Here is a 24,492-nt window from a genome sequence, read left to right on the forward strand (position 1 = left end):
TCCGGCATCCTAAAAATAGCTCGAAGGCATTTGCGACGAGGTTGCTTGAGGTTTTAAATGCAAGCTCTTATTCCGTCAACGAAGCATGTGAATATCTATTAGATGTAAATGGAATATAGATAGAGCGTTGTTTCGCTGCCGTCCAACCGCAAGCAGTCGATGAGGGTCTACCCATGAGCAATGCCGCACTCGCTGTAAAACCCGCTGTCCACGCGCTGGACATTCATCCGGTGGCCGGCCGTATCGGTGCCGAAATCCGTGGCGTGCACCTGTCCGGTGAGCTGGATGCCGCGACGGTTGAAGCCATTCAACAGGCACTGATTCAGTACAAGGTCGTGTTCTTCCGCGAGCAGACCCAGCTCGACGATCAACGTCAGGAAGCCTTCGCACATCTGCTCGGCGAGCCCGTGGCGCACCCGACCGTGCCGTCCCGCGAGGGCACCCGTTATCTGCTGGAGCTGGACGGCGCCGAAGGGCAGCGCGCCAACTCCTGGCACACCGACGTGACCTTCGTCGATGCCTACCCGAAAGCCTCGATCCTGCGCTCGGTGGTGGCTCCGGCATTCGGGGGCGACACGCTGTGGGCGAACACCGCGACCGCGTACAACGAACTGCCGACCGAGTTGCGTGAGCTGGCAGACAAACTGGTGGCCGTGCACAGCAACGAGTACGACTACGCTGCCGTGAAGCCGGACGTGTCGGCGGAGAAGCTTGAGCGCTATCGCAAGATCTTCACCTCGACGGTTTACGAGACCGAGCACCCGGTGGTCCGCGTACACCCGATCAGCGGCGAAAAGAGCTTGCTGCTGGGGCATTTCGTCAAACGCATCAAGGGCTATTCCCAGGCTGATTCGGCGCACCTGTTCGGCTTGCTGCAAAGTCATGTGATCCGCCAGGAGAACGTCGTGCGCTGGCGCTGGAAGGCCGGTGATGTGGCGATCTGGGATAACCGCTCAACCCAGCATTATGCGATTGATGATTACGGCACTCAGGATCGTGTGGTGCGTCGGGTGACGCTCAAAGGGGAAGTGCCGGTCGGGGCGAATGGGCAGCGTAGCCAGACCATCAAAGGCGCTGAAATCGTCGGCGTCTGATCGGGCCTTATCGCGAGCAGGCTCGCTCCCACAGGATTTGTGTACGCCGCAAAACTGTGGGAGCGAGCCTGCTCGCGATGCTTTTAATCACCACACGCCGATCTGCACCATTTTCTCGGTCTCCGGCTCCCCATAACGAAACCGCTGCCCGCGCAAATCAATCTCCTGATGACTGATGGTCGTGCGCCGCTTCAACCCGCGCACCCACTCGAACAGATACCCCGCATGCTCCTCGCGCACCGCCGCATATTCCGGATCCGCGCCCAGATCCTGCAGCTCCTGCGGGTCATTCAACAGATCGAAAAGCTGCGGCCGGAAGCCGTCATACGCCAGGTATTTCCAGCGTTCGCTGCGCACCATGGTCATGCGGCAACGGTCGATCGGCTGGCCCAGTCGCTCCCGTGCCGGGGCCTGGAAGGCGTAGTCGTATTCGCTGATCGCATAGCGGCGCCAGTCGGGATTTTCACCGTGCAGCAGCGGAATCAACGAGCGACCCTCCAGGCGATGCTCAGCCCCCGTCACGCCCAGCGCTTCGAGAAAGGTCGGCACGCCGTCGATGGTTTCCGCCAGACGTTCGTCCACCGTGCCTCGTGTGACATCCGCCGCCGCACGCGGGTCGCGCACGATCAAGGGGACGCCCACCGCCTGCTCCAGCAAAAACTCCTTCTCGCCCAGCCAGTGATCGCCCAGAAAGTCGCCGTGATCGCTGGTGAACACGATCAGCGTGTCCTCCCAGCGACCGTTGCTTTGCAGGAAATCGAACAGCCGCCCCAACTGGTCATCGACCTGTTTGACCAGGCCCATATACGTCGGGATCACGTTCAGTCGTACCGGATCTTTGGAGAAATTCAGGCTTTCCTCATGCTGGCGAAAGGCCTGATAGACCGGGTGGTCGCTTGGAGAGGCATTACGTACCGGCTCGAGAATCGATTTCGTACTGTACAAAGTGTGGTACGGAGCCGGTACGATGTAGGGCCAGTGGGGTTTGATATAGGACAGGTGTAAAAACCACGGTTTTTCACCTTGCTCACCGATGAAGTCGATGGCTCGATTTGTAGTGTAGACAGTCTCTGAATGTTGCTCGGGAATTCGCGCTGGCAAATGGGCATTGCGCATTTTCCAGCCACTGAGTATTTCGCCGTTGTCGCCTTCGGCCGCGTTGGCCCAGTCGTGCCAGGGGTTGCGCCCTTCGAAACCCTGCTCGCGCAGGTAATGGGTGTAAGGCGCGGATTCGCGTTTGTCGTCGAACAGCGGATCGTCGGGGAAGATGCCGTCGTGACGAAAGTACGGCTCGAAGCCGACTTCGTTGAGCACTTCGGCCTGGGCGCTTTCGGGGTTGATCGCCAGCCGCTGCAAGGCATCGACGTTGGCCGTGGCGTGGGTCTTGCCGACCAGCGCAGTACGAATGCCGTGGGGGCGCAGGTAATCGCCGATGGTCAGTTCTTCCAGCGGCAGCGGCACGGCGTTCCACGCCACTTGATGGCTGCTGACATATCGCCCGGTGTAGGCCGACATCCGCGACGGCCCACAAATCGTGCCTTGGGTGTAGGCACGGCTAAAGCGCACGCCGGCCGCAGCCAGGCGATCGATGTTCGGGGTGTGCAGGTGCGGGTGGCCGTAGCAGGACAGGTAATCGCGGCGCAGTTGATCGCACATGATGTACAGCACATTGCGCACGGGGTTTTGCGGGTTGGACATGGGGTTCACCAGTCAGGAAGACAGGCGAGGTTTTTCGCTTTCGGCGAGGGTGTTCGGCAAGTGCATTCGGGGAATGGGTTTCATGCAGGAAATGCATCGGCGCCTGCACAGGCCTCTTCGCGAGCAAGCTCGCTCTCACAGTAGTTTGTTGGTGGATAGAGAATTTGTGATCGACACCGATCCTGTGGGAGCGGGCTTGCTCGCGAAGGCGGTGTGTCAGACGGCAAAGTTCTCCAATGAACACACTTCTTCATCCACCGCATCAATCGCCTTGATCTGCTCGATCATCGCCTCGGCCAACGGTGACAACCGATACCCGGCGCGGCTGACGATTCCATAACGGGTGTAAAGCTCCTCCAGATCATCCGCCAACCCTTCAATCTTCAAGCACACCAACTCACCCCGGGCCTGATGCAGCGCATCCGAATAGGCGCCGACGATGCCGATTGCATCGGAGCGCAGCACCACACCGAGCAGGCTGGCGCTGTTTTCACATTCCACATTCGGAACGAAATCCGGGCGGCCACTGAGGTCGACGATGACCTTGCGCAGGTTCGGCGGACGAATGCTCACGGCCAGTGGATAACTCATCAATTGCTCGGCCGTGACCCGATCCGATGCGGCGAGCGGATGCCCGGCGCGGCAACAGAAATGCCATTTGCGCGGCCGCAAGCGGTGGGTCAGATAATCCGGATCCGCTTCGAAATGGCGGGTGTCGGCGACGAAGAATTCGAACTCCTCGCTCAGCAGCCGTTTGCTCAGGCTCTGCCAGTCATCAACCTGGTAATGCACCCGCGCTTTCGGGTAGCGGCCGATGAAGCTGCCGATCGCTCGCGGGATCAATCCTGCCGCTGGCGCCGGGCCGCAGCCGAAGCGCAATTCCCCCGCTTCCAGCCCGTTGAACTGGCTGATCTCGTTGGCCATCTGCTGCGCACCGCTGACCAGCCGCCGCGCGTGTTCAAGCAGCACCTGGCCCTGTTTGGTCGGCGGCAATTCCTTGCGCCCGCGATCCACCAACTGGCAACCGACGCTGTGTTCCAGCGCCTGAATGCTGCGGCTGAATGCCGACTGCGACAGGTTCACCGCCTGCGCGCCGGCGACGAAGCTGCGTTGTTCGGCGAGGGCGATGAAGTGTCTGAGTTGGCGCAAGTCGATATGCATTTTTCACATAAAAAATATCCGGGAAATGCATTGGATATGCATTAGGTCGACTCCTTATAAAGGCAATCTCTTATGCAGTAAATCTTTGTAAAAACATAAATAAATAACTTAAAAGAATATGCGGCAAGAGAGATGTCTGCGTGTTTTTTGACCAGGAGCAGCCCCATGAGTCCGTTGAACCTCGCTTCACCGCCGCCGCCACGACGGCTCAAACGTCTGCCTCTGGCCCTGTTGCTGGCGGGGAGTGCCAGTTGGAGCCACGGCTACGCCGCTGAAGCGCAAACCCCTGCGCCGGCACCGGCAGACAAGACCACGAACGCCACTTCGCAACTGGAAACCGTGACCGTCACCACCCGCCGTCGCGAAGAAAGTTCTCAGGATGTGCCGACGCCAATGAGCGTGGTCAGCGGCCAGACGCTAGAGACGCAAAGGGTCTACCGGATTCAGGATCTGCAGCAGCTGGTGCCCAGCGTCAACGTCGCCTACATGCATGCGCGCCAGTCCAGCGTGTCGATCCGGGGCCTGGGCAACAACCCGGCCAGTGACGGTCTGGAAGGTAGCGTCGGGCTTTACATCGACAACGTTTATCTGGGTCGCCCGGGGATGGCGGTGTTCGACCTGATGGACATCGAACAACTCGAAGTCCTGCGCGGGCCGCAAGGGACGTTGTTCGGCAAGAACACCACCGCCGGGGTGATCAACATCAGCACCCGCGCGCCGAGTTTCACCCCGGAACGCAGCATCGAAACCTCGGTCGGCGAGGACGGTTATTTCCAGACCAAGGGCACGCTGTCCGGGCCGCTCAACGATCAGTTGGCCGGGCGCATATCTGCCTATCGCACTCGCAGCGACGGCGACATCAAGAACGAATTCAACGGCCATGATCTGAATGGTGGCTCCCGCGACGGTTTCCGGGCGCAGTTGCTGTTCAAGCCCAACGAAAACTTCAATCTGCGCTGGATCGGTGATTACAACGAAGAGGATTCCAGTGCCGGCACCCGCGTGTTGTACAACACCGGGCCGACCATCAATGGCGTCAATCTCTACTCGACCCGAGCCGCCGCTGCTGGCGCGACGCTGGTCAACGGCTCGCACCGCAAGGTCAATCTGGACAACGACCAACACGTCACCGTGCATCAGGGCGGCACGTCGGTGGAGGCCAACTGGACGCTGCCGAGCGACTTCACCCTGACCTCGGTCAGCTCCTACCGCTTCTGGAATTTCACCCCGCGCAACGATGATGGCCTCAACGTGGCGGCGACCTACAACGCCGGGGTGTCGGTGGAGGACAAACAGTATTCCCAGGAATTTCGTCTCGCATCGCCCAAGGGCGAATTCTTCGATTACGTCCTCGGCGCTTATTACTTCGGCTCGGATCTGGACAACAAATCCTTCGCCTATTACGGCCCGCAGGCAGACATCTGGAACGGCACGCCACGGGGCGCGCTGGCCAACGTCAACAGTGTCGGCCGTGGCCATATCAAGACCGACAGTTTTGCGCTGTTCGCCCAAGGCACCTGGCACCTGACCCCGCGTCTGGATTTCACCGCCGGGGTGCGTGGCACCTATGAAGAGAAGAACGCCTGGGTCAATCGTGATGCGCCGGTCGGTGGCGCCGCTGTCACGGGTGCCGCTGCCACCGCGCGACGTGGCCGGACCGGCGCCTACGATTCCGGCGATTTGAACCAGTACAGCTCCAGCCCGTCCGGATTGCTCAACCTCAGCTATCGCTTCACCGATGACCTGCTCGGCTACGCCACGCTGTCCCACGGCGAGAAGTCCGGCGGGGTCAACCTTGTGGTCGGCTCGGCACCAACCGCTGGCGCCGACTCGTTGCTGATCGGCACCGAGCGCGCCAACAACGCCGAACTCGGCTTCAAGAGCACGCTGTGGGATCGGCGTTTGCAGCTCAACGCCAACGTGTTCTGGACTCAGGTCAACGCTTACCAGACCAACGCCTACGACGACGTCAACCGTGTGCAATACCTGGCCAACGCCGGTTCAGTGCGCTCGCGCGGGGTGGAGTTCGAAAGCACCGTGATCCCGTTGCGCGGCCTGACGCTGAACTTCAACGGCTCCTACAACGACGTCAGTTACCTCTCGTACAAGGACGCGCCGTGCCCGCCGGAAGTCAGCCAGGCACCGGGTGCTCCGGCCTCGTGCGACCTTAGCGGTCATCAGGTGGTCGGCGCCTCAAAATGGATTGGCAACGCCAACGGCAAGTACGAATGGAATCTGGATAACGGCCTGCAACCTTACGTCACCGGCAGCTACGCGTTCCGCTCCAAAGCGGTCGGCACGGTGGAAGATTCCGACTACGGCCAGATCCCGAGTTACGCGGTGGTCAATCTCTCCACCGGCCTGCGCGGCGATTTCAATCAGGGCCAGTGGGACGTCTCGCTGTGGCTGAAAAACGCCTTCGACAAAACCTACTACACGACCCTGTGGACCGGCGGCAACGGCGGCTATGAAGGCCTGCTCGGTACGCCGCGCACCCTCGGCGTCACCGGTTGCTACGACTTCTGATCGATCCTTCAAGGAGCTGCATCATGTTGCGCATCAAAACCGCTTTACCGGTGTTGTTGTCCGGCGCAGTGCTCAGCGCCGGGGCGCTCGCCGCGCCCAGCGTCTACCCCACCGGCGTCACCCGATACGACCCGGCCAAGGCCTTCAATCAATATGTGATCTTCAGCGGTGCCGACAAGCAGACGCACCTGATCGACATGAACGGCAACGAGGTCAAGAACTGGCCTCAGGCCGGTTTCCCGTCGGCAATCATCGACCCGCAACTGGTCGGTGGCGAGCGCGGCCATGTGTTGCTGCAACTGAGCGAAAAGGATCCGGGCAAGCTCGGTTCCGCCGGCAATGGCCTCGGCAATCAGAGCGTCGGGGAGGTGGACTGGAATGGCAAAATCGTCTGGCAGTGGGGCGACAAGGCCCCCGGTGGTGCTGCGCAACAGCATCACGATCAGCGTCGCCTGAGCAACGGCAACACCGTGGTGCTGGCGAACAAGGTGCACAAGGTCAAAGGCTTCAAAGTGCCCGAGGTGATCGACGATGCGATCTATGAAGTCAGCCCCGCCGGCGAGGTGAAATGGCAGTGGCTGGCGTCGGATCACTTGAACGAATTCGGCTTCACCGCCGAGCAGTTGAAGCTGGTTCGCGCCAGTGAAAATCCGGATTACCTGCACATCAACAACCTCAACCTGGTCGGGCCGAACAAGTGGTTCGATGCCGGCGACAAGCGCTTCAATCCGGACAACCTGCTGATCGATTCGCGCAATGCCAACTTCATCGCGATCATCGACAAACACAGCGGCAAAGTGGTCTGGCGCCTGGGGCCGAATCTGCCGCTGGCCAATCCGAAAACCGCGCAGATAATTCCGCGTCCGGTGGACCAGTTCGTCGGCCAGCATGACGCGCACATTATCCCGGCCGGACTGCCCGGCGCGGGCAATCTGCTGGTGTTCGACAACCAGGGTTCGGCGGGTTACCCGAACGTCACGCTGGGACTGATTTCCGGTTCGCGGGTGCTGGAGATTGACCCGGTGAAAAATGAAATCGTCTGGCAGTACAGCGCCGCCAATTCCAAGCAGCCGGGGTGGGCATTTTACAGCTCGTTCATCAGTAGCGCGCGGCGCTTGCCCAACGGCAATACGCTGATCGATGAAGGCATGAACGGGCGGTTCTTCCAAGTGACAGCCAGTGGTGAAAACGTCTGGGAATACGTCAGCCCTTATCTGGGCAAGGCACCGGGAAGCGACGCGATCAGCAACTGGGTCTATCGGGCCCTTCCTGTGAGTTATGACTGGGTGCCGGCAGGAACGCCGCGTTCGGAAACGGCAGTGATTGCGCCGGCCATTGGTGTGCAACAAACCAATGCCAGTCGTTAGTTATCAGGACTGTTCATAATCGAAATAAGTTATGAACGACTTGAATAGTGCATATAGCAATTTCGTTGAAAAGTCGCGTGGACAATAAATCAATGTCCAACCATTCTGTGTGTCGTGAGTTTCCAGGAGGAAACTTGCTCTCATCGGAAGACACTTATCCAACGATAAAGGAAATCTCGTTATGTCGAGCATTAATGGCAACTATGTAAACGCTAACGCTGGCGCCAAACTGACGATCACCGATGGCAACGACTCCAACGGCACCTTCAGCGGCAAGTTCAGCCAGAACGGCGTGAACTACGACATCGCGTACGGTCACTATCACTTCCAGAACAGCACCGGGCAGCCTACGATTATTACTTTCGCGGCTCTGAACGACGGCACTGGCTATCAGTCCTGGACCCTGTTCTCGCCGGATCACAACTACTCGAAAGTTCGCGCGGTGGGTTCGCGCACCAACTTTGATGGTGATGTAGTCGGTCTGGCCGGGGAGTTTGTGAAGCAATAAGAAATTCCGTAAATCGAAGGCCGATGCGTTAAACATTGCATCGGCCTTTTTGTTTGTAATTTAAAAAAGTTCGTCAACTATCACCTTGGTGTTAGTTGTCACTGAATCCCGGGTCATCGATAACCCGATGCCTTGGATGAATACTTTTTATGCCGGGAAAGCATGTCGATTTCGGTGAATCGCTGGAAGCCTTGCAGACCGTGGCTTTGGCGGAAATGACCGTTTTATATATTCCATAGAGGTCTATTCATAACATGAAAGATTACTTTCCGAGATAAGCGTCTAGCCCAATGATTGACCCATCGATCACGCCGTGGGGGATTCAACAAGCGGCGAATCGGCTACGCGAAAAAACGCAAAGAGACCGCAGGGAGTAAATCAATGGGCAATGTCCAGACCGCCGCCAGTGCACAGGAGGTGCTGTGGCGCCAGGCGCCGAGCGGCGAGTTGGTCGATCTCGGCCGGCCCCATCGCTTGCCGTTGGGACAGCTGCGTTTGCAGCGTGCCCCCAAGGGCATTCTGAGCCGCCGCGAAACGATTCTGCTCGGCGTTCTGGCGCTGGTGGTGCACGGCGCAGTGATCTACTGGATCAACCAGCATCCGACACCGGCGCTGCCGATCGTGCCGCCGGAAATTCCACCGATGACCATTGAGTTTTCGCGCCCGGCACCACCGGCACCACCTGTGGTTGTACCGCCGCCACCGGCACCTGTGGTCGAGCCACCGCCGCCAGTGGAAGACGAACTGGCAACCAAGCCACCACCGAAACCGAAGCCGATCCCCAAACCGAAACCGGTCGCCAAACCTGTACCGAAACCAGCGCCAAAAGCGGTCGAGCAACCACCGGCTCCGCCACAACCGGCCGCCCCGGTCGCCGCGCCAGCGCCACCTGCACCGCCGGCGCCTGCTCCGGTGACGCCGGCCTCGGCCAACGCCGCGTACCTGAAGAACCCGGCGCCGGAATATCCGTCGCTGGCCCAGCGTCGCGGTTGGGAAGGCACGGTGTTGCTGCGGGTGCACGTGTTGGCCAGCGGCAAACCGGGTGAGATCCAGATTCAGAAAAGCAGTGGCCGGCAACAGCTCGACGACGCGGCGCTGGACGCCGTGAAGCGCTGGAGCTTCGTGCCGGCCAAGCAGGGTGATGTCGCCCAGGACGGTTGGGTCAGCGTGCCCATCGATTTCAAGATTCACTAAACCGAAACCAAATTCGCGCGAAATGTTTACACGAGGGAACACATCATGACGTTACTGGCATCTCCACTGGAATCCATCGAAAGCGCGGTGATCTGGCTGTTGGTGGTCTTCTCTGTCGCCACCTGGGGCCTGGCATTGCTCAAGGCGCTGCAGTTCGGCCGGTTGAAGGCGCAGGACCGCAAATTTCACAAGCGCTTCTGGGCGGCGTCGAGTCTGGACTCCGCCGCCGAGTTGAGCGAAACCCAGCCCGGTGCTGCAGCGCGGGTGGCACAGGCCGGTTATGCGGCGATACAAGTGGGCGAGACGCCGCAGGCCAATGACCTGAGCCAGGCGATCAACCATCAGGATCGTCTCGAACGCGCCTTGCGCCAGCAGATCGTCCGCGAGCGCCGTTCGCTGGAAACCGGTCTGGCGGTGGTCGCGAGTATTGGCAGCACCTCGCCGTTCATTGGTCTGTTCGGCACGGTGTGGGGAATCATGGAAGCGTTGAAAGGCATCAGCGCGGCGGGCTCGGCGAGCCTGGAAACGGTCGCGGGGCCCATCGGTGCAGCGCTGGTCGCCACCGGCGTGGGGATCGCGGTCGCGGTGCCGGCAGTGCTGGTTTACAACTACTTTTTGCGTCGTCTGAAACTGACGGCGGCGGACCTGGACGACTTTGCCCACGACTTCTACAGCCTGGCGCAAAAGAGCGCGTTCCGCGTGCTGATCCACCCGACCGCGCACAAGGCAGCGGCCCAGGGCAACGCAACAAAAGTGAAGGAGGCGTCCTGATATGGCCTTCTCCACGCAAGACAGCGACGAGGTGCTGAGCGAGATCAACGTGACGCCGCTGGTGGACGTGATGCTGGTGCTGCTGGTGGTGTTCATCGTCACCGCGCCGCTGCTGACCAACGCGATACCGATCAACCTGCCGAAGACCGAAGCGGTGGCGCCGGTCGAGCAGAAAGACCCGTTGGTGGTGAGCATCGACGGTGCAGGAAAGCTGTTTATCAACAAGGACGAAATCCAGCCGGACTTGCTGGAGTTCAACCTCAAATCGGCCAAGGCCAAGGACCCGGAAGTGCGCGTGCAATTGCAGGCCGACGACGGGGTGAATTACGGCGAAGTGGCGCGAGCCATGGCTTCGATTGAGCGGGCGGGAATCACCAAACTGTCGGTGATCACTGCACGATAAGGGTTTCACGTTTTTCCGGGGCCGTCTCCTTGGCAGGGTGCGGCCCCTTTTTTGTCTACGGCTTAATATTCTTTTCGGGTCTTAATAAATAGCTTCTTATTCCTTAACGAATATAAATCCCGTCCCTATACTCGTTCAGGAACAGACACGACGCAGGAGAGCTCCCCCATGCGCAACGAATCAATCCGTTATCTGATTGTGCCGGGCTGGCAAGGATCGCCAGAAGATCATTGGCAAACCCACTGGCAGAACAGCCTGCCCAACAGCGCGCGGGTGGAGCAGGCCGACTGGCTGACGCCGCGTCGAGAAGACTGGGTCGCGGCACTGGCCGAGGCGATTGCCGCCGACAGCTCGCCGGTGATTCTCATCGCGCACAGCCTGGGCTGCATCACCGTCGCGCACTGGGCGGCCACCGCGCCGTTGCATCATTTGCGGCAGGTACGCGGGGCGTTGCTGGTTGCGCCAGCGGATGTCGAGCGCCCGGCCTGCGTGCCGGCACTGCGCAATTTCGCACCGATCCCGACCGATCTGCTGCCCTTTCCGAGCCAGGTCGTCAGCTCCGACAACGACGCCGCCGTCAGTGCGCCGCGTGCGCTGGAACTGGCGCGCAACTGGGGCGCCGAGGCGGGGATTCTCGCAGGCGCCGGCCATATCAATGTGAAGTCCGGGCATCAACGCTGGGAGCAGGGATTCGCTTATCTGTATCGCCTGCAAAACCGCATGGAACACCACGCCCGGCGCCGTGCCTGATCACTTTTATTTTTTCAACGCCCCCGTCTCCCGGCGATTTGGGGCGGGAGTCTGCCATGAGTCTTGAAACCTTCGGTCAGCCGTTGCTGACCTTTCCCGATGCGGAAAAAAGTCCCCTGAGCATTCGCGCCAAGGCGCTGGTGTTCGTCGATCCACGTTCGCGCCAGTTGCGCGAAGAAATGGCCCAACTCGCACCACGCTCGATCTCGGTGTTGATTCGCGGCGAGACCGGCACCGGCAAGGAATTGCTCGCCCGCCACATCCACCGCGCCAGTGATCGCAGCGGCTTGTTTGTCTCGGTCAATTGCGGCGCCATCAGCCCGACCTACGCCGATGCCGAATTGTTCGGCTACGCCGCCGGCAGCTACAGCGGTTCGGCCAGCAGCCGCGCCGGCTGGTTCGGCTCGGCCAACGGCGGCACCTTGTACCTGGACGAGATCGGCGACCTGCCGCTGCCGATCCAGATCAAGTTGCTTTCCGCTCTGGAAAACCACGAAGTCACCCGCGTGGGTGCGCATCAACCGAGCCCGGTAGACGTGCGCCTGGTGGCCGCGACCAGCATCGATCTGGCCCAAGCGGTGGCGGCGGGGAAATTCCACGAGCGGCTTTATCACTATCTCAGTGAAGGGCAACTGGAACTGCCGGCACTGCGCGCGCGGGTCGGCGACATTCTGTCGCTGGCCGAGTACTTCCTCGGCATCTACAGCCAGCGCCTCGATCTGCCGGTGCCGCTGATCAGCGAAGCGGCGCAGCAGGTGCTGGAACAACACAGTTGGCCGGGCAACACTCGGGAGCTGGAAAATGTCATTCATTTTGCGCTGCTGGTGAGCACCGGCGACGAAATCCTGCCGGAGCACCTGAACCTGCCCGAAGTGTCTGGGCCGCTGGTTCAGATCGAGCGTCAGGTGGCGAGCGTGAGCCTCAACGGCACTGCCGGCGAGCGTAAGGCATTGAAAGAATTGCTGTTGAGCCTGAGCGAGGCGTTGTAACCATTTTGTTCAACATGAACAAAATGGAATATGAAGCTGAATAAACGTTATTGTCCGGGAATAAAAAATCCCGGTATTGTCCGCTTCACGCCAGCAGTAGCACATCGCTGGCACACGTATTAATGCCGTCGTCGATGACGACCGATTTTCGATAAGGACACTGCATGAAAAAGGTTCTGTTGTTTACCGCATTGGCGGCTGCTCTGACGGCTTCCCTGGCCCAGGCCGGCGAGAAACTGGTGGTGGCCGCGACGCCGGTGCCGCACGCCGAAATCCTCGAGCTGATCAAGCCGACCCTCGCCAAAGAAGGTGTGGATCTGGAAATCAAGGTTTTCACCGACTACGTTCAGCCGAACGTACAGGTGGGCGAGAAGCGTCTGGATGCCAACTACTTCCAGACCAAGCCTTACCTGGACAGCTTCAACGCCGGCAAATACAAGGATGACAAGGCCAAGTACCTGGTGACCGTGCAAGGCGTGCACGTTGAACCGTTCGGTGGCTACTCGAGCAAGTACAAGACCCTGGCTGAACTGCCGGACGGCGCCACCATCGCCATTCCGAACGAAGGCAGCAACAGCGGTCGCGCTCTGATCCTGCTGCAGAAGGCCGGCCTGATCGAGCTGAAAGATCCGAAAAACGCCCTGGCTACGCCAAAAGACATCGCCAAGAACCCGCACAACTTCAAGTTCAAGGAACTGGAGTCGGCCCTGCTGCCGCGCGTTCTGAAAGAAGTCGATCTGGACATGATCAACACCAACTACGCGCTGGAAGCCAAGCTGAACCCGACCAAGGACGCCCTGGTGATCGAAGGCGCGGATTCGCCTTACGTGAACTTCCTGGTCGCCCGTGAAGACAACAAGAACAGCGACGCCATCAAGAAACTGGCCGCTGCCCTGACCAGCCCTGAAGTCAAAGCGTTCATCGAGAAGAAGTACAACGGCGCGGTACTGCCGGCGTTCTGATCCGACGCAACAGCAACCCCCTTCAAGGTTGAAAAAAACGCCGATGACCAGCGATGGCCATCGGCGTTTTTGTGTGTGCGTCTGCGATGATCGTTCCCACGCTCTGCGTGGGAATGCCTCATCGGACGCTCTGCGTTCGGCTCTTGATGGGACGCGGAGCGTCCCGGGCTGCATTCCCACGCGGACGGTTCGACGCCTCGACGTGGGAACGATCGAAGTGGGGGCTACGCAGCGCTGGTTTTCAGCGCCCTGCGCAAGGCCACCAGCCATTTCACGAAATCCTGCGGGTCCGGTCGCTGCGGCACTTTTACGTCCATGTTCTCTTCCTTGTTATGAGTTCGGCCGGGGGAGTCTGGCCAAAAGCTGATCGTCCTTGGAGGGCTTTTACGAAAAAAAGATCCTTCCTACAGCGAAAGGAAAAATAGCCTTCTTATTCTGTCGGGGCAAACCCGCAGGATAGTTTTTTGCGTGATATCAATATGCTTTAACGGTATTTAAATTCTTTTTCTTATGCCTTTAAAGTCGGTGCCTGCCGGACAGTTATCCGCTGTCCATGGACTGCACCACCGTCGCTTACCGAGCGGCGTCAGGATGTTTCATGACCTTCGATTACGCATTTATCCTCAGCACCCTGCCGGCGTTTCTCAAGGCCGTGGGGGTGACGCTGCAGGTCGGTTTGATCGCCATCGGCACTTCGTTGCTGGTGGCGCTGCTCAACGCAACGATTCTGGTGTTCCGCACGCCTTACCTGCAAAAACTGGTCGGGTTGTATGTGGAGCTGGCGCGCAACACGCCGCTGCTGATCCAGCTGTTCTTCGTCTACTTCGCGTTGCCAGCCTTGGGGATCAAGGTTTCCGGATTCACCGCCGCGATCATCACCATGACTTTTCTCGGCGGCGCCTACCTCACCGAAGTGCTGCGCGCCGGCGTCGATGCGGTGCCCCAGGCGCAGCTTGAGTCGGGCCGCTCCATCGGCCTGTCCCACGGCCAGTTGCTGCGCTACGTGATCCTGCCGCAAGCGGGGATCCTCAGCCTGCCGTCGCTGTTCGCCAATTTCATTTTCCTGCTCAAGGAGACCACCGTGGTCTCGGCCGTGGCGGTGCCGGAGATTCTCTACACCACCAAAAATTACATCGCGCTCTACTACAAAACCTACGAAATGCTCGCCGTGCTGACGTTGATCTGCGTGCTGCTGTTCCTGCCGCTGTCGCTGCTGTTGAGCCGTCTGGAAAGGAGGCTCCAGCATGGCCAGTTCGGGTCTTGAACTGCTCTGGGTGTCGTTGCCGCAACTGGCAAAAGGCGCCGGGCAAACCCTGTCGATCTCGTTCTTGAGCATCGCCATCAGCACCGTCGGCGGCGTGCTTTACGGTGTGCTGCGCACGCTCAACGTGAAGTGGCTGAACGCGCTGCTGCGAATCTATCTGGAACTGTTCCGGGCGATCCCGGTGCTGGTCTGGTTATACCTGCTGTTTTTCGGCCTGCCGATCTTCTTCGGCCTGAGCCTGCCGAGCTTCTGGTGCGCGGTGTTGGTGCTGTCGCTGTGGGGCGCCAGCGAGGTGGGCGAAGTGGCGCGCGGTGCGCTGCATTCGTTGCCGCGCGGGCAGCGTGAGGCGGGGTTGTCGATCGGTCTTGATGCTGTGCAGCTCTACGGCTACGTGCTGTTGCCTCAGGCGCTGAAGCGCATGACGCCGCCGACCATCAACGTCTACACGCGGATCATCAAGACCAGTTCGCTGGCGGTGCTGATCGGTGTGGTGGATGTGATCAAGGTCGGCCAGCAGATCATCGAGCGCACCTACGAATCGGTGCTGATCTACGGCGCGCTGTTCCTGTTTTTCTTTTTCATCTGCTACCCGCTGTCGGCCGCCTCGCGCGTGCTGGAGCGGCGCTGGACGCAAGCATGAGCGCATTGATCGAGTTTCAGGGCTTCAACAAATTCTTCGGTGAGCAGCAGGTGCTCAAGGGCATCGACCTGCAAGTGAAGTCCGGCGAAGTCATCGTCATCCTCGGCCCCAGCGGCTGCGGCAAAAGCACCCTGCTGCGTTGCCTCAATGGTCTGGAAACCGCCCACAGCGGCTCTCTGAAATTCGCCGGTCGCGAATTGCTGGACAAGGCCACCGACTGGCGCGAAGTGCGCCAGCAGATCGGCATGGTGTTCCAGAGTTATCACCTGTTTCCGCACATGAGCGTGCTCGACAATTTGCTGCTCGGCCCGCTCAAAGTGCAGAAGCGCGAACGCCGCGAAGCACAGCAACAAGCCGAAGCGTTGCTTGAGCGCGTGGGCCTGGCGGACAAGCGCGACGCTTTCCCGCGCCAGCTCTCCGGCGGCCAGCAGCAACGCATCGCCATCGTCCGCTCGTTGTGCATGAACCCGCGGGTCATGCTCTTCGACGAAGTCACCGCCGCCCTTGATCCGGAGATGGTCAAGGAAGTGCTGGAAGTGATTCAGGGCCTGGCCCGCGAAGGCATGACCCTGTTGATCGTCACCCACGAAATGGCCTTCGCCCGCGCGGTGGCCGATCGCATCGTGTTCATGGATGGCGGGCGCATCCTTGAACAGAACCCGCCCGAGCTTTTCTTTACGAACCCGCAAACCGCACGTGCGCAGCAGTTCCTGGAGAAGTTCTCCTACGTCGAAGCGCTGACTTCGACGACTTCGCCCACAACGTCTCAAACCAAGGAACTGGAACTGCCATGAAAACTGCCAAAGCCCTATTTGCTTTACCGCTGATCAGCCTCGCGCTGCTGGCCGGCTGCAACAAGACCGAAGAACCGGCCAAGCCGAAAGTCGCCAGCGAAAGCACCGCGCCGGCCGGTTACCTGGACAAGATCAAGGCCCGCGACAAACTGATCGTCGGCGTATTCACCGACAAACCACCGTTCGGTTTCGTCAACGAAGCGGGGCGTTACGTCGGCTTCGATACCGACATCGGCCGTCAATTTGCCAAGGATCTGCTGGGCGATGAAAACAAGGTCGAGTTCGTGGCCGTGGAACCGGCGAGCCGCATTCCGTTCCTGCAAAGCGACAAGGTCGACCTGATCCTCGCCAACATGACCGTGACCCCGGAGCGCAAGGAAGCGGTGGAATTCACCAACCCGAACCTCAAGGTCGCGGTACAGGCGCTGGTGCCGCAGGGCAGTGAAGTGAAAAAGCTGGATGACCTGGCGACCCGTACCACCATCGTTACCACTGGCACTACTGCCGATATCTGGCTGACCAAGAACCACCCGGACTGGAAACTGCTGAAGTTCGAGAAAAACTCCGAATCCCTGCAAGCCCTGGCCAACGGCCGTGGCGATGCCTACGCGCAGGACAATCTGGTGCTGTTCAGCTGGGCCAAGCAGAACCCGGGCTACCGCGTGCTGGATGAAAAACTTGGCGCCGAAGCGCCGATTGCGCCGGCGGTGAAGAAGGGCAACATTGAACTACGCGACTGGGTGAATGCGGAGTTGGCCAAGCTTGGGGAAGATAAATATCTGCTCAAGCTGTATGACCAATATGTGCGCAAAGAGCTGAGCGATGACACCAAGCCTGAGAGCGTGATTGTTGAAGGCGGGAAGTGGCAGGGTTAACTCCCTGACAGATGATCGTTCCCACGCTCTGCGTGGGAATGCAGCCCGTGACGCTCCGCGTCACTGGACGCGGAACGTCCCCAGAGGCATTCCCACGCAGAGCGTGGGAACGATCAGATACGGTGTGGAAGCGAGAGTGTGCGGCTAATCAGGCCAATTCCACGCCGGCTCATCCAGAACCCTCTGCCCGACGATCCCCGTCTGGCCGAGGGTTTTTTCCAGCACGATGCAATTGCATTCCGGATCTTCCTGCAACGCCGAGATCAATCGCCGGGCATGGGATACCACCCACACCTGACACTGCTCCGACACCCGGATAATCAAGCGCGCCAGCGCCGGCAGCAGGTCCGGATGCAGGCTGGTTTCCGGTTCGTTCAGCACCATCAGCGATGGCGGACGTGGCGTCAGCAGCGCGGCGACCAGCAGCAGATAACGCAACGTGCCATCCGACAGTTCCGCCGCCGACAACGGCCGCAGCAATCCTTCCTGAAAAAACTCGATGGCAAAGCGTCCGCCCGCCAACGGTGCAATGTTCAGCCTTGCACCGGGAAACGCATCGCTGATCGCCGCTTGCAGCGCCTCGGGATCGCCGATCTCGCGGATAGTCTGCAACGCTGCTGCCAGGTCGCGACCGTCGTGGTGCAGCACCGGCGTGCGCGTGCCCAGTTGCGGCTGGCGCACCGGGGCGTCGGCGTCGCTGCGAAAGTGATCGTAGAAACGCCAGCGGCGGATGAACTCGCGCATCTGGAACACTTCCGGTGAGGTGCGCAGGCTGCCGACCTGATCGAACAGACTGTCGAAGTTCGGCGTGTGCTGGGCCAGCACGTCCCAACTGCGACCGTCACGGGTGCGGATCATCGGCCCGTCGCGATCCACCAGCAGGCTGGCTGGACGATAGAGCGGCCCGGCCCAGATGCATTCCTTTTTGATTTCCGGGTCGAGGGAAAAGAACGAAAGGCTTGGCTCCGGCAATCCCAGAGCGATCGAATAGCTGAAATCCTCCCCGGCAAAGCCCAGGCGCAGGCGTTTGACACCCTGGCGCACGGTGGACTGGATCGGCACCTCGCCGTTGCGCATGCGCCGGCTGATAGTTTCCGGCCCGGCCCAGAACGTCGAGTCGAGCCCGCCCTCACGGGCCAGCGCATTGACTACGCCGCCCTGAGCAGTTTCCGCCAGCAACCGCAGTGCCCGGTACAGGTTGGACTTGCCGCTGCCGTTGGGGCCGGTGATCAGGTTGAGCCGGCCCAGCGGGATTACCAATTTATTGATCGAGCGGTAATTGGCCACCGCGAGGGTCTTGAGCATTGAATCCTCGTTGATCGTTCCCACGCTATGCGTGGGAATGCATCTGCGTCAAAGGCAGACGCGGAGCGTCCATGGCGGCGTTACCACGCAGAGCGTGGGAACGATCGCAGGGAGTATAAGATTCGCGCACACAGACTCGGAACCCTGTTCTAAGCTCACAGTCGTATCGTCACTTGCACGTTCGTACACAGGAAGGAGTCTGCATGGCGAGTCCCGGATTGAAAACAGCGTTCATGCTGAGTCTGTTCGCTTTGCTGAGCGCATGCGGCGAGAAAAAGGCCCCGGAGGAATACCTGCCCCGGGTCTTCGTGCAGGAGGTGAACCCCGCCAATTACGCCGCCGCCGTGACCCTCACCGGCGACGTTCAGGCGCGGGTGCAGACCGAACTGTCATTCCGGGTCGGCGGCAAGATCATCCAGCGCATGGTCGATGTCGGTGACCGTGTCTCGGCCAAACAAGTGCTGGCCAAGCTCGATCCCAAGGATTTGCAGACCAACGTCGATTCCGCCCAGGCCCAGGTGCTGGCCGAGCAGGCGCGGGTCAAACAGAGCGCCGCTGCGTTCGTCCGCCAGCAGAAACTGTTGCCCAAGGGCTACACCAGCCAGAGCGAATACGATTCGGCGCAGGCCGCTTTGCGCAGCAGCCAGAGTGCCTTGAGCGCGGCCCAGGCGCAGTTGGCCAACGCCAAGGATCAATTGAGCTACACCTCGCTGATCGCCGATGCACCCGGCGTCATCACTGAGCGTCAGGCCGAAGTCGGTCAGGTGGTTCAGGCCACGGCACCGATTTTCAGCCTGGCCCGGGACGGTGATCGCGACGCTGTATTCAACGTTTACGAATCCCTGCTGGCCGAGCGGCCGGCGGAGCGTTCGATCGTCGTCAGCCTGCTCGACAACCCCGCCATCAAGACCACCGGCACCGTGCGCGAAATCACCCCGGCGGTGTCCGCGCAGTCCGGTACGGTGCAGGTCAAGGTCAGCCTCGACAGACTGCCGCAAGGGATGCAACTGGGCTCGGTGGTGAGCGCCACGGCCAAGGGCACCGGCAAGTCGGCCGTTGAATTGCCGTGGTCGGCGCTGACCAAGAACGTCAGCGATCCGGCCGTGTGGATGGTCGACGATAAAGGCGAAGCGCAGTTGCACAACGTCACCGTCAGCCGCTACCTGATCGGCAAGGTCATCATCAGCGAGGGCCTCAAGGGCGGGGAAAAAGTCATTGTCGCGGGAGGGCAATTGCTGCATCCGGGCATGAAGGTCGAAATTGCCGAAAACACCTACAAGGATCTGCAACCGGGAGCACAGCCATGAAGCGTCTGGGGCTGTTATCCATTGGCGTGTTGCTGGCCGCCTGTTCGAAAAGCGAGCCGCCGCCGGAGCCGGTACGGCCGGTGTTGTCGGTCAAGGTCGAAGCGTTGAGCGAGGAAAACCTCGGGCGTTTCGCCGGCAGCATTCAGGCGCGCTATGAAAGCAACACCGGTTTTCGTGTCGGCGGGCGCATTGCCAGCCGCAACGTCGATGTCGGTACCGAGGTGCAGAAGGGCACGCTGCTCGCCACCCTTGATCCGTCCGACCAGCAGAACCAGCTGCGTTCGGCCCAGGGCGACCTGGCCAGGGTTCAGGCACAGCTGATCAACGCCCAGGCCAACGCCCGCCGTCAGCAAGCGCTGTTTGATCGTGGCGTCGGGGCACAAGCGCAGCTGGACATTGCCATGACGGACCTGAAAACCACCCAGGCTTCGCTGGATCAGGCGCGGGCGGCGGTCAATCAAAGCAAGGATCAACTCGACTACACCGAGCTGCGCTCCGATCACAAAGCCGTGGTGACCGCGTGGAACGCTGAAGCCGGACAAGTGGTGACGGCGGGCCAGCAAGTAGTGACCCTGGCGCAACCGGACATCAAGGAAGCCGTGATCGATCTGCCGGACACCCTGGTCGATGAGATCCCTTCCGACGTGGTGTTTCTAGTGGCCGGGCAGCTCGACCCGAGCATCAACACCACGGCGACCCTGCGTGAGATCGAACCGCAGGCTCAAAGTGCAACGCGCACCCGACGCGCACGGTTGACCCTGGCCAATACGCCCGACGGCTTCCGCCTCGGCACGGCGATCAGCGTCACCCTCAGCTCGGCGATCAAGCCTCGTATCGAATTGCCCGTCACCGCGTTGCAGGAGGTCGACGGCAAACCGCGGATCTGGGTCATCGACACCCAGAGCAAAACCGTCAACCCGCGCGACGTCAGCGTGATCAGCCGCACCGACAGCAGCGTGGTGCTCGCGGGGGGCGTCAAGAACGGCGAGCGCGTGGTCAGCGCCGGCGTCAACAGTCTCAAACCCGGACAATCCGTGAAACTTGACGAGGACAGTCAATGAAAGGCTCTTTCAATCTCTCCGAATGGGCCCTCAAGCATCAGTCGTTCGTCTGGTATCTGATGTTCGTGGCATTGCTCATGGGGGTGTTTTCCTACTTCAATCTGGGGCGCGAGGAAGACCCGTCGTTCACCATCAAGACCATGGTGATCCAGAGCAAATGGCCGGGCGCGACCCAGGAAGAAACCCTCAAGCAGGTCACCGACCGCATCGAGAAAAAACTCGAGGAACTCGATTCCCTCGACTACGTGAAAAGCTACACGCGCCCCGGCGAATCGACGGTCTACGTGTACCTGCGCGACACCACCAGTGCCAAGGACATACCGCAAATCTGGTACCAGGTGCGCAAGAAGATCGACGATATTCGCGGGCAGTTTCCTCAAGGTATTCAAGGGCCGGGATTCAACGACGAATTCGGTGACGTGTTCGGTTCGGTGTACGCCTTCACCGCCGACGGCCTGACCATGCGCCAGTTACGCGATTACGTGGAACAGGCGCGGGCCGAGATCCGCAGCGTGCCGGGGCTGGGCAAGATCGAGATGATCGGCCAGCAGGACGAAGTGATTTACCTGAACTTCTCGACCCGCAAACTGGCGGCGCTGGGCATCGATCAGCGTCAGGTGGTGCAGAGCCTGCAATCGCAGAACGCCGTGACTCCGGCCGGTGTCATCGAGGCGGGGCCCGAGCGGATTTCCGTGCGGACTTCGGGGCAGTTCGCTTCGGAGAAAGACCTGGCCGAGGTCAATCTCAAGCTCAACGACCGCTTCTATCGCCTGGCGGACGTGGCCGACATCACCCGTGGCTACGTCGACCCGGCCACCCCCGAGTTCCGCTTCGACGGCAAGCCGGCCATCGGTCTGGCGATTGCGATGCAGAAGGGCGGCAACGTTCAGGAGTTCGGCAAGGCCCTGCACAAACGCATTGATGAGGTGACGGCGGATCTGCCGGTGGGCGTAGGTGTGCACACGGTGTCCGATCAGGCGGTGGTGGTGGAGGAAGCCGTCGGCGGCTTCACCAGTGCCTTGTTCGAAGCGGTGGTGATCGTGCTGGTGGTCAGCTTCATCAGCCTCGGGGTGCGCGCCGGGCTGGTGGTGGCGTGCTCGATTCCGCTGGTGCTGGCGATGGTGTTTGTGTTCATGGAATACAGCGGCATCACCATGCAGCGGATTTCCCTCGGTGCTCTGATCATCGCCCTCGGCCTGTTGGTGGACGACGCGATGATCACCGTGGAAATGATGGTCACGCGCCTGGAAATGGGCGAGAGCAAGGAGCAGGCGGCGACGTTCGCCTACACCTCGACCGCGTTCCCGATGCTCACCGGTACGCTGGTGACGGTCGCCGGTTTCGTCCCCATCGGTCTCAACGCCAGCTCGGCCGGCGAGTACACCTTCACGCTGTTCGCGGTGATTGCCGTGGCGATGATCGTGTCCTGGATCGTGGCGGTGTTCTTCGCCCCGGTGATCGGCGTGCACATTCTCAGCACCAACGTGAAACCCCATGAGGCCGAGCCGGGGCGCGTCGGCCGCGCATTCAATAGCGGTTTGCTGTGGTGCATGCGCAATCGCTGGTGGGCCATCGGCTTCACGGTACTGATGTTTGTCTTGGCGGTGTTCTGCATGCGCTTTGTGCAGAATCAGTTTTTCCCGTCCTCCGATCGACCGGAAATTCTGGTCGACCTCAACCTGCCGCAAAACGCCTCGATCGACGAGACCCGCAAGGCCGTCGACAAACTCGAAGCGACGCTCAAGGGTGACCCGGACATCGTGCGCTGGAGTACCTATATCGGTCAGGGTGCGATCCGTTTCTATCTGCCGCTCGACCAGCAATTGCAGAACCCGTACTACGCGCAACTGGTGATCGTCAGCAAGGATTTCGAAGCCCGCGAGGCTCTGAGTCAGCGCCTGCGCGAACGCTTGCACAAGGACTTCGTCGGCATTGGCAGTTACGTGCAGGCGCTGGAAATGGGCCCGCCGGTGGGGCGTCCGATCCAGTATCGGGTCAGTGGCAAGGACATCGATCAAGTGCGCAAGCACGCCATCGACCTGGCGACTGAACTGGACAAGAACGAGCACATCGGCGAGATCATTTACGACTGGAACGAGCCGGGCAAAGTCCTGCGTATCGATATCGCCCAGGACAAGGCACGCCAGCTCGGGCTGTCGTCCGAAGACGTGGCGAACCTGATGAACAGCATCGTCAGTGGCGCGCCGCTGACCCAGGTCAACGACGACATCTACCTGATCAACGTGGTCGGTCGCGCGGTGAGTTCGGAACGCGGTACGCCGGAAACCCTGCAGAACCTGCAGATCGTCACGCCAAACGGCACGTCGATTCCGCTGCTGGCCTTCGCCACGGTTCGTTATGAGCTGGAGCAGCCGCTGGTCTGGCGTCGTGACCGCTTGCCGACCATCACCATCAAGGCGTCGGTGCGTGACGAGATTCAGCCGACCGATCTGGTAAAAATCCTCAAGCCGTCCATTGATGACTTCGCCGCCAAATTACCGGTGGGCTACAAGGTCGCCACCGGTGGTACGGTCGAGGAGAGTGGCAAGGCGCAGGGGCCGATTGCCAAGGTGTTGCCGCTGATGCTGTTCCTGATGGCGACTTTCCTGATGATCCAGCTGCACAGCGTGCAGAAGCTGTTTCTGGTGGCCAGTGTCGCGCCGCTGGGGCTGATCGGCGTGGTGCTGGCGCTGGTGCCGACCGGCACGCCGATGGGCTTCGTGGCGATCCTCGGGATTCTGGCGCTGATCGGCATCATCATCCGCAACTCGGTGATCCTCGTGACCCAGATCGACGAGTTCGAGCGCAAAGGTTATGCGCCGTGGGATGCGGTGGTGGAAGCCACCGAGCACCGACGGCGCCCTATCCTGTTGACCGCTGCGGCGGCGAGCATGGGCATGATTCCGATTGCCCGGGAAGTGTTCTGGGGCCCGATGGCTTACGCGATGATCGGCGGGATCGTGATTGCGACCCTGCTGACGCTGCTGTTTCTGCCGGCGCTGTATGTGGCCTGGTACAAGATTCGCGAGCCGAAGAAAGAGGCGCAGTAAGGCGAGCGCCTTGCGCTCATCGCCAGCAGGCTGGCTCCCACATTTGGAATGCATTGCCCTGTGGGAGCCAGCCTGCTGGCGATGACGTCTGAATGAATTACACCGTTTTGCGCCAGACACTCGCCAGCCAGGGCTGCTGCTCACGCGGCAGCCCCACCGGCCGGTAGTAATGCTCCAGCTCCACGAATCCGGCAGCGGTCAGCAATCCACGCCAAGCCTCCAGATCGTGATATGAGCCATAGCGCGGTCCGTTCCAGCCCTCACGGTTATCCCCGCGTGGATTGGAGCTGAAGAGTACGCCCCCCGGTTTCAGTGTCTCGTGAAGTTGCCCCAGAACCCGTGGCAACTCCTGCAACGGCACATGAAACAACACTGCGTTGGCGAAAATCCCGTCGAAGCGTTCTGGCGGCAGATCCAGCTTCAGAAAGTCCTGGCACCACACCTCACAACCGCTGTCCTCGTGGGCCATCTGCGCGAACTTTTCCGCACCATCGAGGCCGACGGCGAGGTGGCCCATGCGGGTGAAAGTCTGCAAGTCGCGCCCCGGCCCACAGCCGAAATCGAGAATGGAAAACGGCGCGTCCCCCTGGATGTGCCGCAACAGGGCGTCGATGTTCTGGCTGACATCGTGATCGCGAGTGCCTTCACGAAAATCCTCGGCCACCGAGTTGTAGTGGCCGAGGGTTGTAGCGGTGATCTGCTCAAGGTCGATGGGCGTCTGCTTCATGGTCAGGCTGCAATGACAATCGGGTTTGCAGAATATACGCCATACA

The 24,492-nt window shown here is 60.5% G+C and carries 21 protein-coding genes; 17 read left to right on the plus strand and 4 right to left on the minus strand.

All coding sequences use genetic code 11. The features are described from left to right. Window positions 1-173: 173 nt before the first annotated feature. A complete protein-coding gene (locus tag CAF63_RS07495) occupies window positions 174-1,094 on the plus strand; it encodes a TauD/TfdA family dioxygenase (protein WP_007952791.1) in 921 nt (306 codons plus the stop codon). Window positions 1,095-1,181: 87 nt separating this feature from the next. Here CAF63_RS07495 and CAF63_RS07500 read toward each other — a convergent pair whose 3' ends face one another. Together CAF63_RS07500 and CAF63_RS07505 are read right to left on the minus strand one after the other, a co-directional pair. Continuing rightward, window positions 1,182-2,792: an alkaline phosphatase family protein gene (locus tag CAF63_RS07500; protein ID WP_085684242.1), complete on the minus strand. Its 1,611-nt coding sequence runs from the start codon at window positions 2,790-2,792 to the stop codon at window positions 1,182-1,184. A gap of 216 nt (window positions 2,793-3,008) precedes the next feature. Further along, complete coding sequence (locus CAF63_RS07505) at window positions 3,009-3,953, minus strand: LysR family transcriptional regulator (RefSeq protein ID WP_085684240.1); 945 nt, start codon at window positions 3,951-3,953, stop codon at window positions 3,009-3,011. 165 nt (window positions 3,954-4,118) lie between these two features. On the opposite strand from CAF63_RS07505, the gene CAF63_RS07510 reads away from it, so the two are divergent. From CAF63_RS07510 to CAF63_RS07570, 13 genes are all read left to right on the plus strand, one after another. After that, window positions 4,119-6,479, plus strand: a complete 2,361-nt coding sequence (locus CAF63_RS07510) for a TonB-dependent receptor (RefSeq protein ID WP_085684238.1) — start codon at window positions 4,119-4,121, stop codon at window positions 6,477-6,479. Window positions 6,480-6,502: 23 nt separating this feature from the next. After that, window positions 6,503-7,846, plus strand: a complete 1,344-nt coding sequence (locus tag CAF63_RS07515) for an aryl-sulfate sulfotransferase (protein ID WP_085684236.1) — start codon at window positions 6,503-6,505, stop codon at window positions 7,844-7,846. A gap of 181 nt (window positions 7,847-8,027) precedes the next feature. Then, a complete protein-coding gene (locus tag CAF63_RS07520) occupies window positions 8,028-8,354 on the plus strand; it encodes a hypothetical protein (RefSeq protein ID WP_007952780.1) in 327 nt (108 codons plus the stop codon). A gap of 381 nt (window positions 8,355-8,735) precedes the next feature. Further along, complete coding sequence (locus CAF63_RS07525) at window positions 8,736-9,548, plus strand: energy transducer TonB (RefSeq protein WP_085684234.1); 813 nt, start codon at window positions 8,736-8,738, stop codon at window positions 9,546-9,548. A 45-nt stretch (window positions 9,549-9,593) separates the two neighbouring features. Further along, window positions 9,594-10,319, plus strand: coding sequence for a MotA/TolQ/ExbB proton channel family protein (locus CAF63_RS07530; protein ID WP_085684232.1), 726 nt, complete (start codon window positions 9,594-9,596; stop codon window positions 10,317-10,319). Between the two features lies 1 nt (window position 10,320). Continuing rightward, complete coding sequence (locus CAF63_RS07535; RefSeq protein ID WP_003220570.1) at window positions 10,321-10,722, plus strand: biopolymer transporter ExbD; 402 nt, start codon at window positions 10,321-10,323, stop codon at window positions 10,720-10,722. 168 nt (window positions 10,723-10,890) lie between these two features. Then, a complete protein-coding gene (locus CAF63_RS07540; protein ID WP_007952774.1) occupies window positions 10,891-11,472 on the plus strand; it encodes an alpha/beta hydrolase in 582 nt (193 codons plus the stop codon). Window positions 11,473-11,528: 56 nt separating this feature from the next. Further along, window positions 11,529-12,461, plus strand: coding sequence for a sigma 54-interacting transcriptional regulator (locus tag CAF63_RS07545; protein ID WP_085684230.1), 933 nt, complete (start codon window positions 11,529-11,531; stop codon window positions 12,459-12,461). 164 nt (window positions 12,462-12,625) lie between these two features. Beyond that, entirely contained in the window at window positions 12,626-13,423 is a 798-nt protein-coding gene (locus CAF63_RS07550) for a MetQ/NlpA family ABC transporter substrate-binding protein (RefSeq protein ID WP_011331930.1), read from the plus strand. Between the two features lie 598 nt (window positions 13,424-14,021). Continuing rightward, window positions 14,022-14,687 carry an amino acid ABC transporter permease gene (locus CAF63_RS07555; RefSeq protein ID WP_085684228.1) on the plus strand — a complete coding sequence of 222 codons (666 nt, stop codon included), beginning with the start codon at window positions 14,022-14,024 and terminating at the stop codon, window positions 14,685-14,687. Continuing rightward, on the plus strand, window positions 14,668-15,327 hold the full coding sequence (locus tag CAF63_RS07560) for an amino acid ABC transporter permease (RefSeq protein ID WP_085684226.1): 660 nt from the start codon (window positions 14,668-14,670) through the stop codon (window positions 15,325-15,327). The genes CAF63_RS07555 and CAF63_RS07560 overlap by 20 nt, the downstream gene beginning before the upstream one ends. Next, on the plus strand, window positions 15,324-16,121 hold the full coding sequence (locus tag CAF63_RS07565) for an amino acid ABC transporter ATP-binding protein (protein ID WP_085684224.1): 798 nt from the start codon (window positions 15,324-15,326) through the stop codon (window positions 16,119-16,121). The genes CAF63_RS07560 and CAF63_RS07565 overlap by 4 nt, the downstream gene beginning before the upstream one ends. After that, window positions 16,118-16,996: a transporter substrate-binding domain-containing protein gene (locus CAF63_RS07570; protein ID WP_085684222.1), complete on the plus strand. Its 879-nt coding sequence runs from the start codon at window positions 16,118-16,120 to the stop codon at window positions 16,994-16,996. The genes CAF63_RS07565 and CAF63_RS07570 overlap by 4 nt, the downstream gene beginning before the upstream one ends. Before the next feature lie 144 nt (window positions 16,997-17,140). On the opposite strand, the gene CAF63_RS07575 is transcribed toward CAF63_RS07570, so the two are convergent. Continuing rightward, the gene (locus CAF63_RS07575) at window positions 17,141-18,301 is read right to left on the minus strand and encodes an AAA family ATPase (protein ID WP_085684220.1); all 1,161 of its coding nucleotides are present in this window, start codon (window positions 18,299-18,301) and stop codon (window positions 17,141-17,143) included. Window positions 18,302-18,504: 203 nt separating this feature from the next. On the opposite strand from CAF63_RS07575, the gene CAF63_RS07580 reads away from it, so the two are divergent. From CAF63_RS07580 to CAF63_RS07590, 3 genes are read left to right on the plus strand one after another with little or no spacing between them, the layout of a single operon-like run. Further along, a complete protein-coding gene (locus CAF63_RS07580) occupies window positions 18,505-19,608 on the plus strand; it encodes an efflux RND transporter periplasmic adaptor subunit (protein ID WP_085684218.1) in 1,104 nt (367 codons plus the stop codon). After that, window positions 19,605-20,669, plus strand: a complete 1,065-nt coding sequence (locus CAF63_RS07585; protein WP_085684216.1) for an efflux RND transporter periplasmic adaptor subunit — start codon at window positions 19,605-19,607, stop codon at window positions 20,667-20,669. Before CAF63_RS07580 ends, CAF63_RS07585 begins: the two co-directional genes overlap by 4 nt. Then, window positions 20,666-23,719 (plus strand): efflux RND transporter permease subunit, encoded by a 3,054-nt coding sequence (locus CAF63_RS07590; RefSeq protein ID WP_085684214.1) that lies wholly within the window; start codon window positions 20,666-20,668, stop codon window positions 23,717-23,719. Before CAF63_RS07585 ends, CAF63_RS07590 begins: the two co-directional genes overlap by 4 nt. A gap of 97 nt (window positions 23,720-23,816) precedes the next feature. On the opposite strand, the gene CAF63_RS07595 is transcribed toward CAF63_RS07590, so the two are convergent. Next, window positions 23,817-24,446: a bifunctional 2-polyprenyl-6-hydroxyphenol methylase/3-demethylubiquinol 3-O-methyltransferase UbiG gene (locus CAF63_RS07595; RefSeq protein ID WP_085684212.1), complete on the minus strand. Its 630-nt coding sequence runs from the start codon at window positions 24,444-24,446 to the stop codon at window positions 23,817-23,819. Window positions 24,447-24,492 lie beyond the last annotated feature (46 nt).

Origin of the sequence: Pseudomonas sp. B20(2017), assembly GCF_002113125.1 — a bacterium.
Taxonomy (GTDB): Bacteria; Pseudomonadota; Gammaproteobacteria; order Pseudomonadales; family Pseudomonadaceae; genus Aquipseudomonas.

What these genes read in the sequence shown, in the direction of transcription:
- CAF63_RS07535 (WP_003220570.1), top strand. Translation starts at nt 10,321, where the DNA reads ATGGCCTTCTCCACGCAAGACAGCGACGAGGTGCTGAGCGAGATCAAC.
- CAF63_RS07510 (WP_085684238.1), top strand. Translation starts at nt 4,119, where the DNA reads ATGAGTCCGTTGAACCTCGCTTCACCGCCGCCGCCACGACGGCTCAAA.
- CAF63_RS07550 (WP_011331930.1), top strand. Translation starts at nt 12,626, where the DNA reads ATGAAAAAGGTTCTGTTGTTTACCGCATTGGCGGCTGCTCTGACGGCT.
- CAF63_RS07555 (WP_085684228.1), top strand. Translation starts at nt 14,022, where the DNA reads ATGACCTTCGATTACGCATTTATCCTCAGCACCCTGCCGGCGTTTCTC.
- CAF63_RS07525 (WP_085684234.1), top strand. Translation starts at nt 8,736, where the DNA reads ATGGGCAATGTCCAGACCGCCGCCAGTGCACAGGAGGTGCTGTGGCGC.
- CAF63_RS07505 (WP_085684240.1), bottom strand. Translation starts at nt 3,953, where the DNA reads ATGCATATCGACTTGCGCCAACTCAGACACTTCATCGCCCTCGCCGAA.
- CAF63_RS07515 (WP_085684236.1), top strand. Translation starts at nt 6,503, where the DNA reads ATGTTGCGCATCAAAACCGCTTTACCGGTGTTGTTGTCCGGCGCAGTG.
- CAF63_RS07565 (WP_085684224.1), top strand. Translation starts at nt 15,324, where the DNA reads ATGAGCGCATTGATCGAGTTTCAGGGCTTCAACAAATTCTTCGGTGAG.
- CAF63_RS07575 (WP_085684220.1), bottom strand. Translation starts at nt 18,301, where the DNA reads ATGCTCAAGACCCTCGCGGTGGCCAATTACCGCTCGATCAATAAATTG.
- CAF63_RS07560 (WP_085684226.1), top strand. Translation starts at nt 14,668, where the DNA reads ATGGCCAGTTCGGGTCTTGAACTGCTCTGGGTGTCGTTGCCGCAACTG.
- CAF63_RS07585 (WP_085684216.1), top strand. Translation starts at nt 19,605, where the DNA reads ATGAAGCGTCTGGGGCTGTTATCCATTGGCGTGTTGCTGGCCGCCTGT.
- CAF63_RS07590 (WP_085684214.1), top strand. Translation starts at nt 20,666, where the DNA reads ATGAAAGGCTCTTTCAATCTCTCCGAATGGGCCCTCAAGCATCAGTCG.
- CAF63_RS07580 (WP_085684218.1), top strand. Translation starts at nt 18,505, where the DNA reads ATGGCGAGTCCCGGATTGAAAACAGCGTTCATGCTGAGTCTGTTCGCT.
- CAF63_RS07530 (WP_085684232.1), top strand. Translation starts at nt 9,594, where the DNA reads ATGACGTTACTGGCATCTCCACTGGAATCCATCGAAAGCGCGGTGATC.
- CAF63_RS07495 (WP_007952791.1), top strand. Translation starts at nt 174, where the DNA reads ATGAGCAATGCCGCACTCGCTGTAAAACCCGCTGTCCACGCGCTGGAC.
- CAF63_RS07500 (WP_085684242.1), bottom strand. Translation starts at nt 2,792, where the DNA reads ATGTCCAACCCGCAAAACCCCGTGCGCAATGTGCTGTACATCATGTGC.
- CAF63_RS07595 (WP_085684212.1), bottom strand. Translation starts at nt 24,446, where the DNA reads ATGAAGCAGACGCCCATCGACCTTGAGCAGATCACCGCTACAACCCTC.
- CAF63_RS07520 (WP_007952780.1), top strand. Translation starts at nt 8,028, where the DNA reads ATGTCGAGCATTAATGGCAACTATGTAAACGCTAACGCTGGCGCCAAA.
- CAF63_RS07540 (WP_007952774.1), top strand. Translation starts at nt 10,891, where the DNA reads ATGCGCAACGAATCAATCCGTTATCTGATTGTGCCGGGCTGGCAAGGA.
- CAF63_RS07545 (WP_085684230.1), top strand. Translation starts at nt 11,529, where the DNA reads ATGAGTCTTGAAACCTTCGGTCAGCCGTTGCTGACCTTTCCCGATGCG.
- CAF63_RS07570 (WP_085684222.1), top strand. Translation starts at nt 16,118, where the DNA reads ATGAAAACTGCCAAAGCCCTATTTGCTTTACCGCTGATCAGCCTCGCG.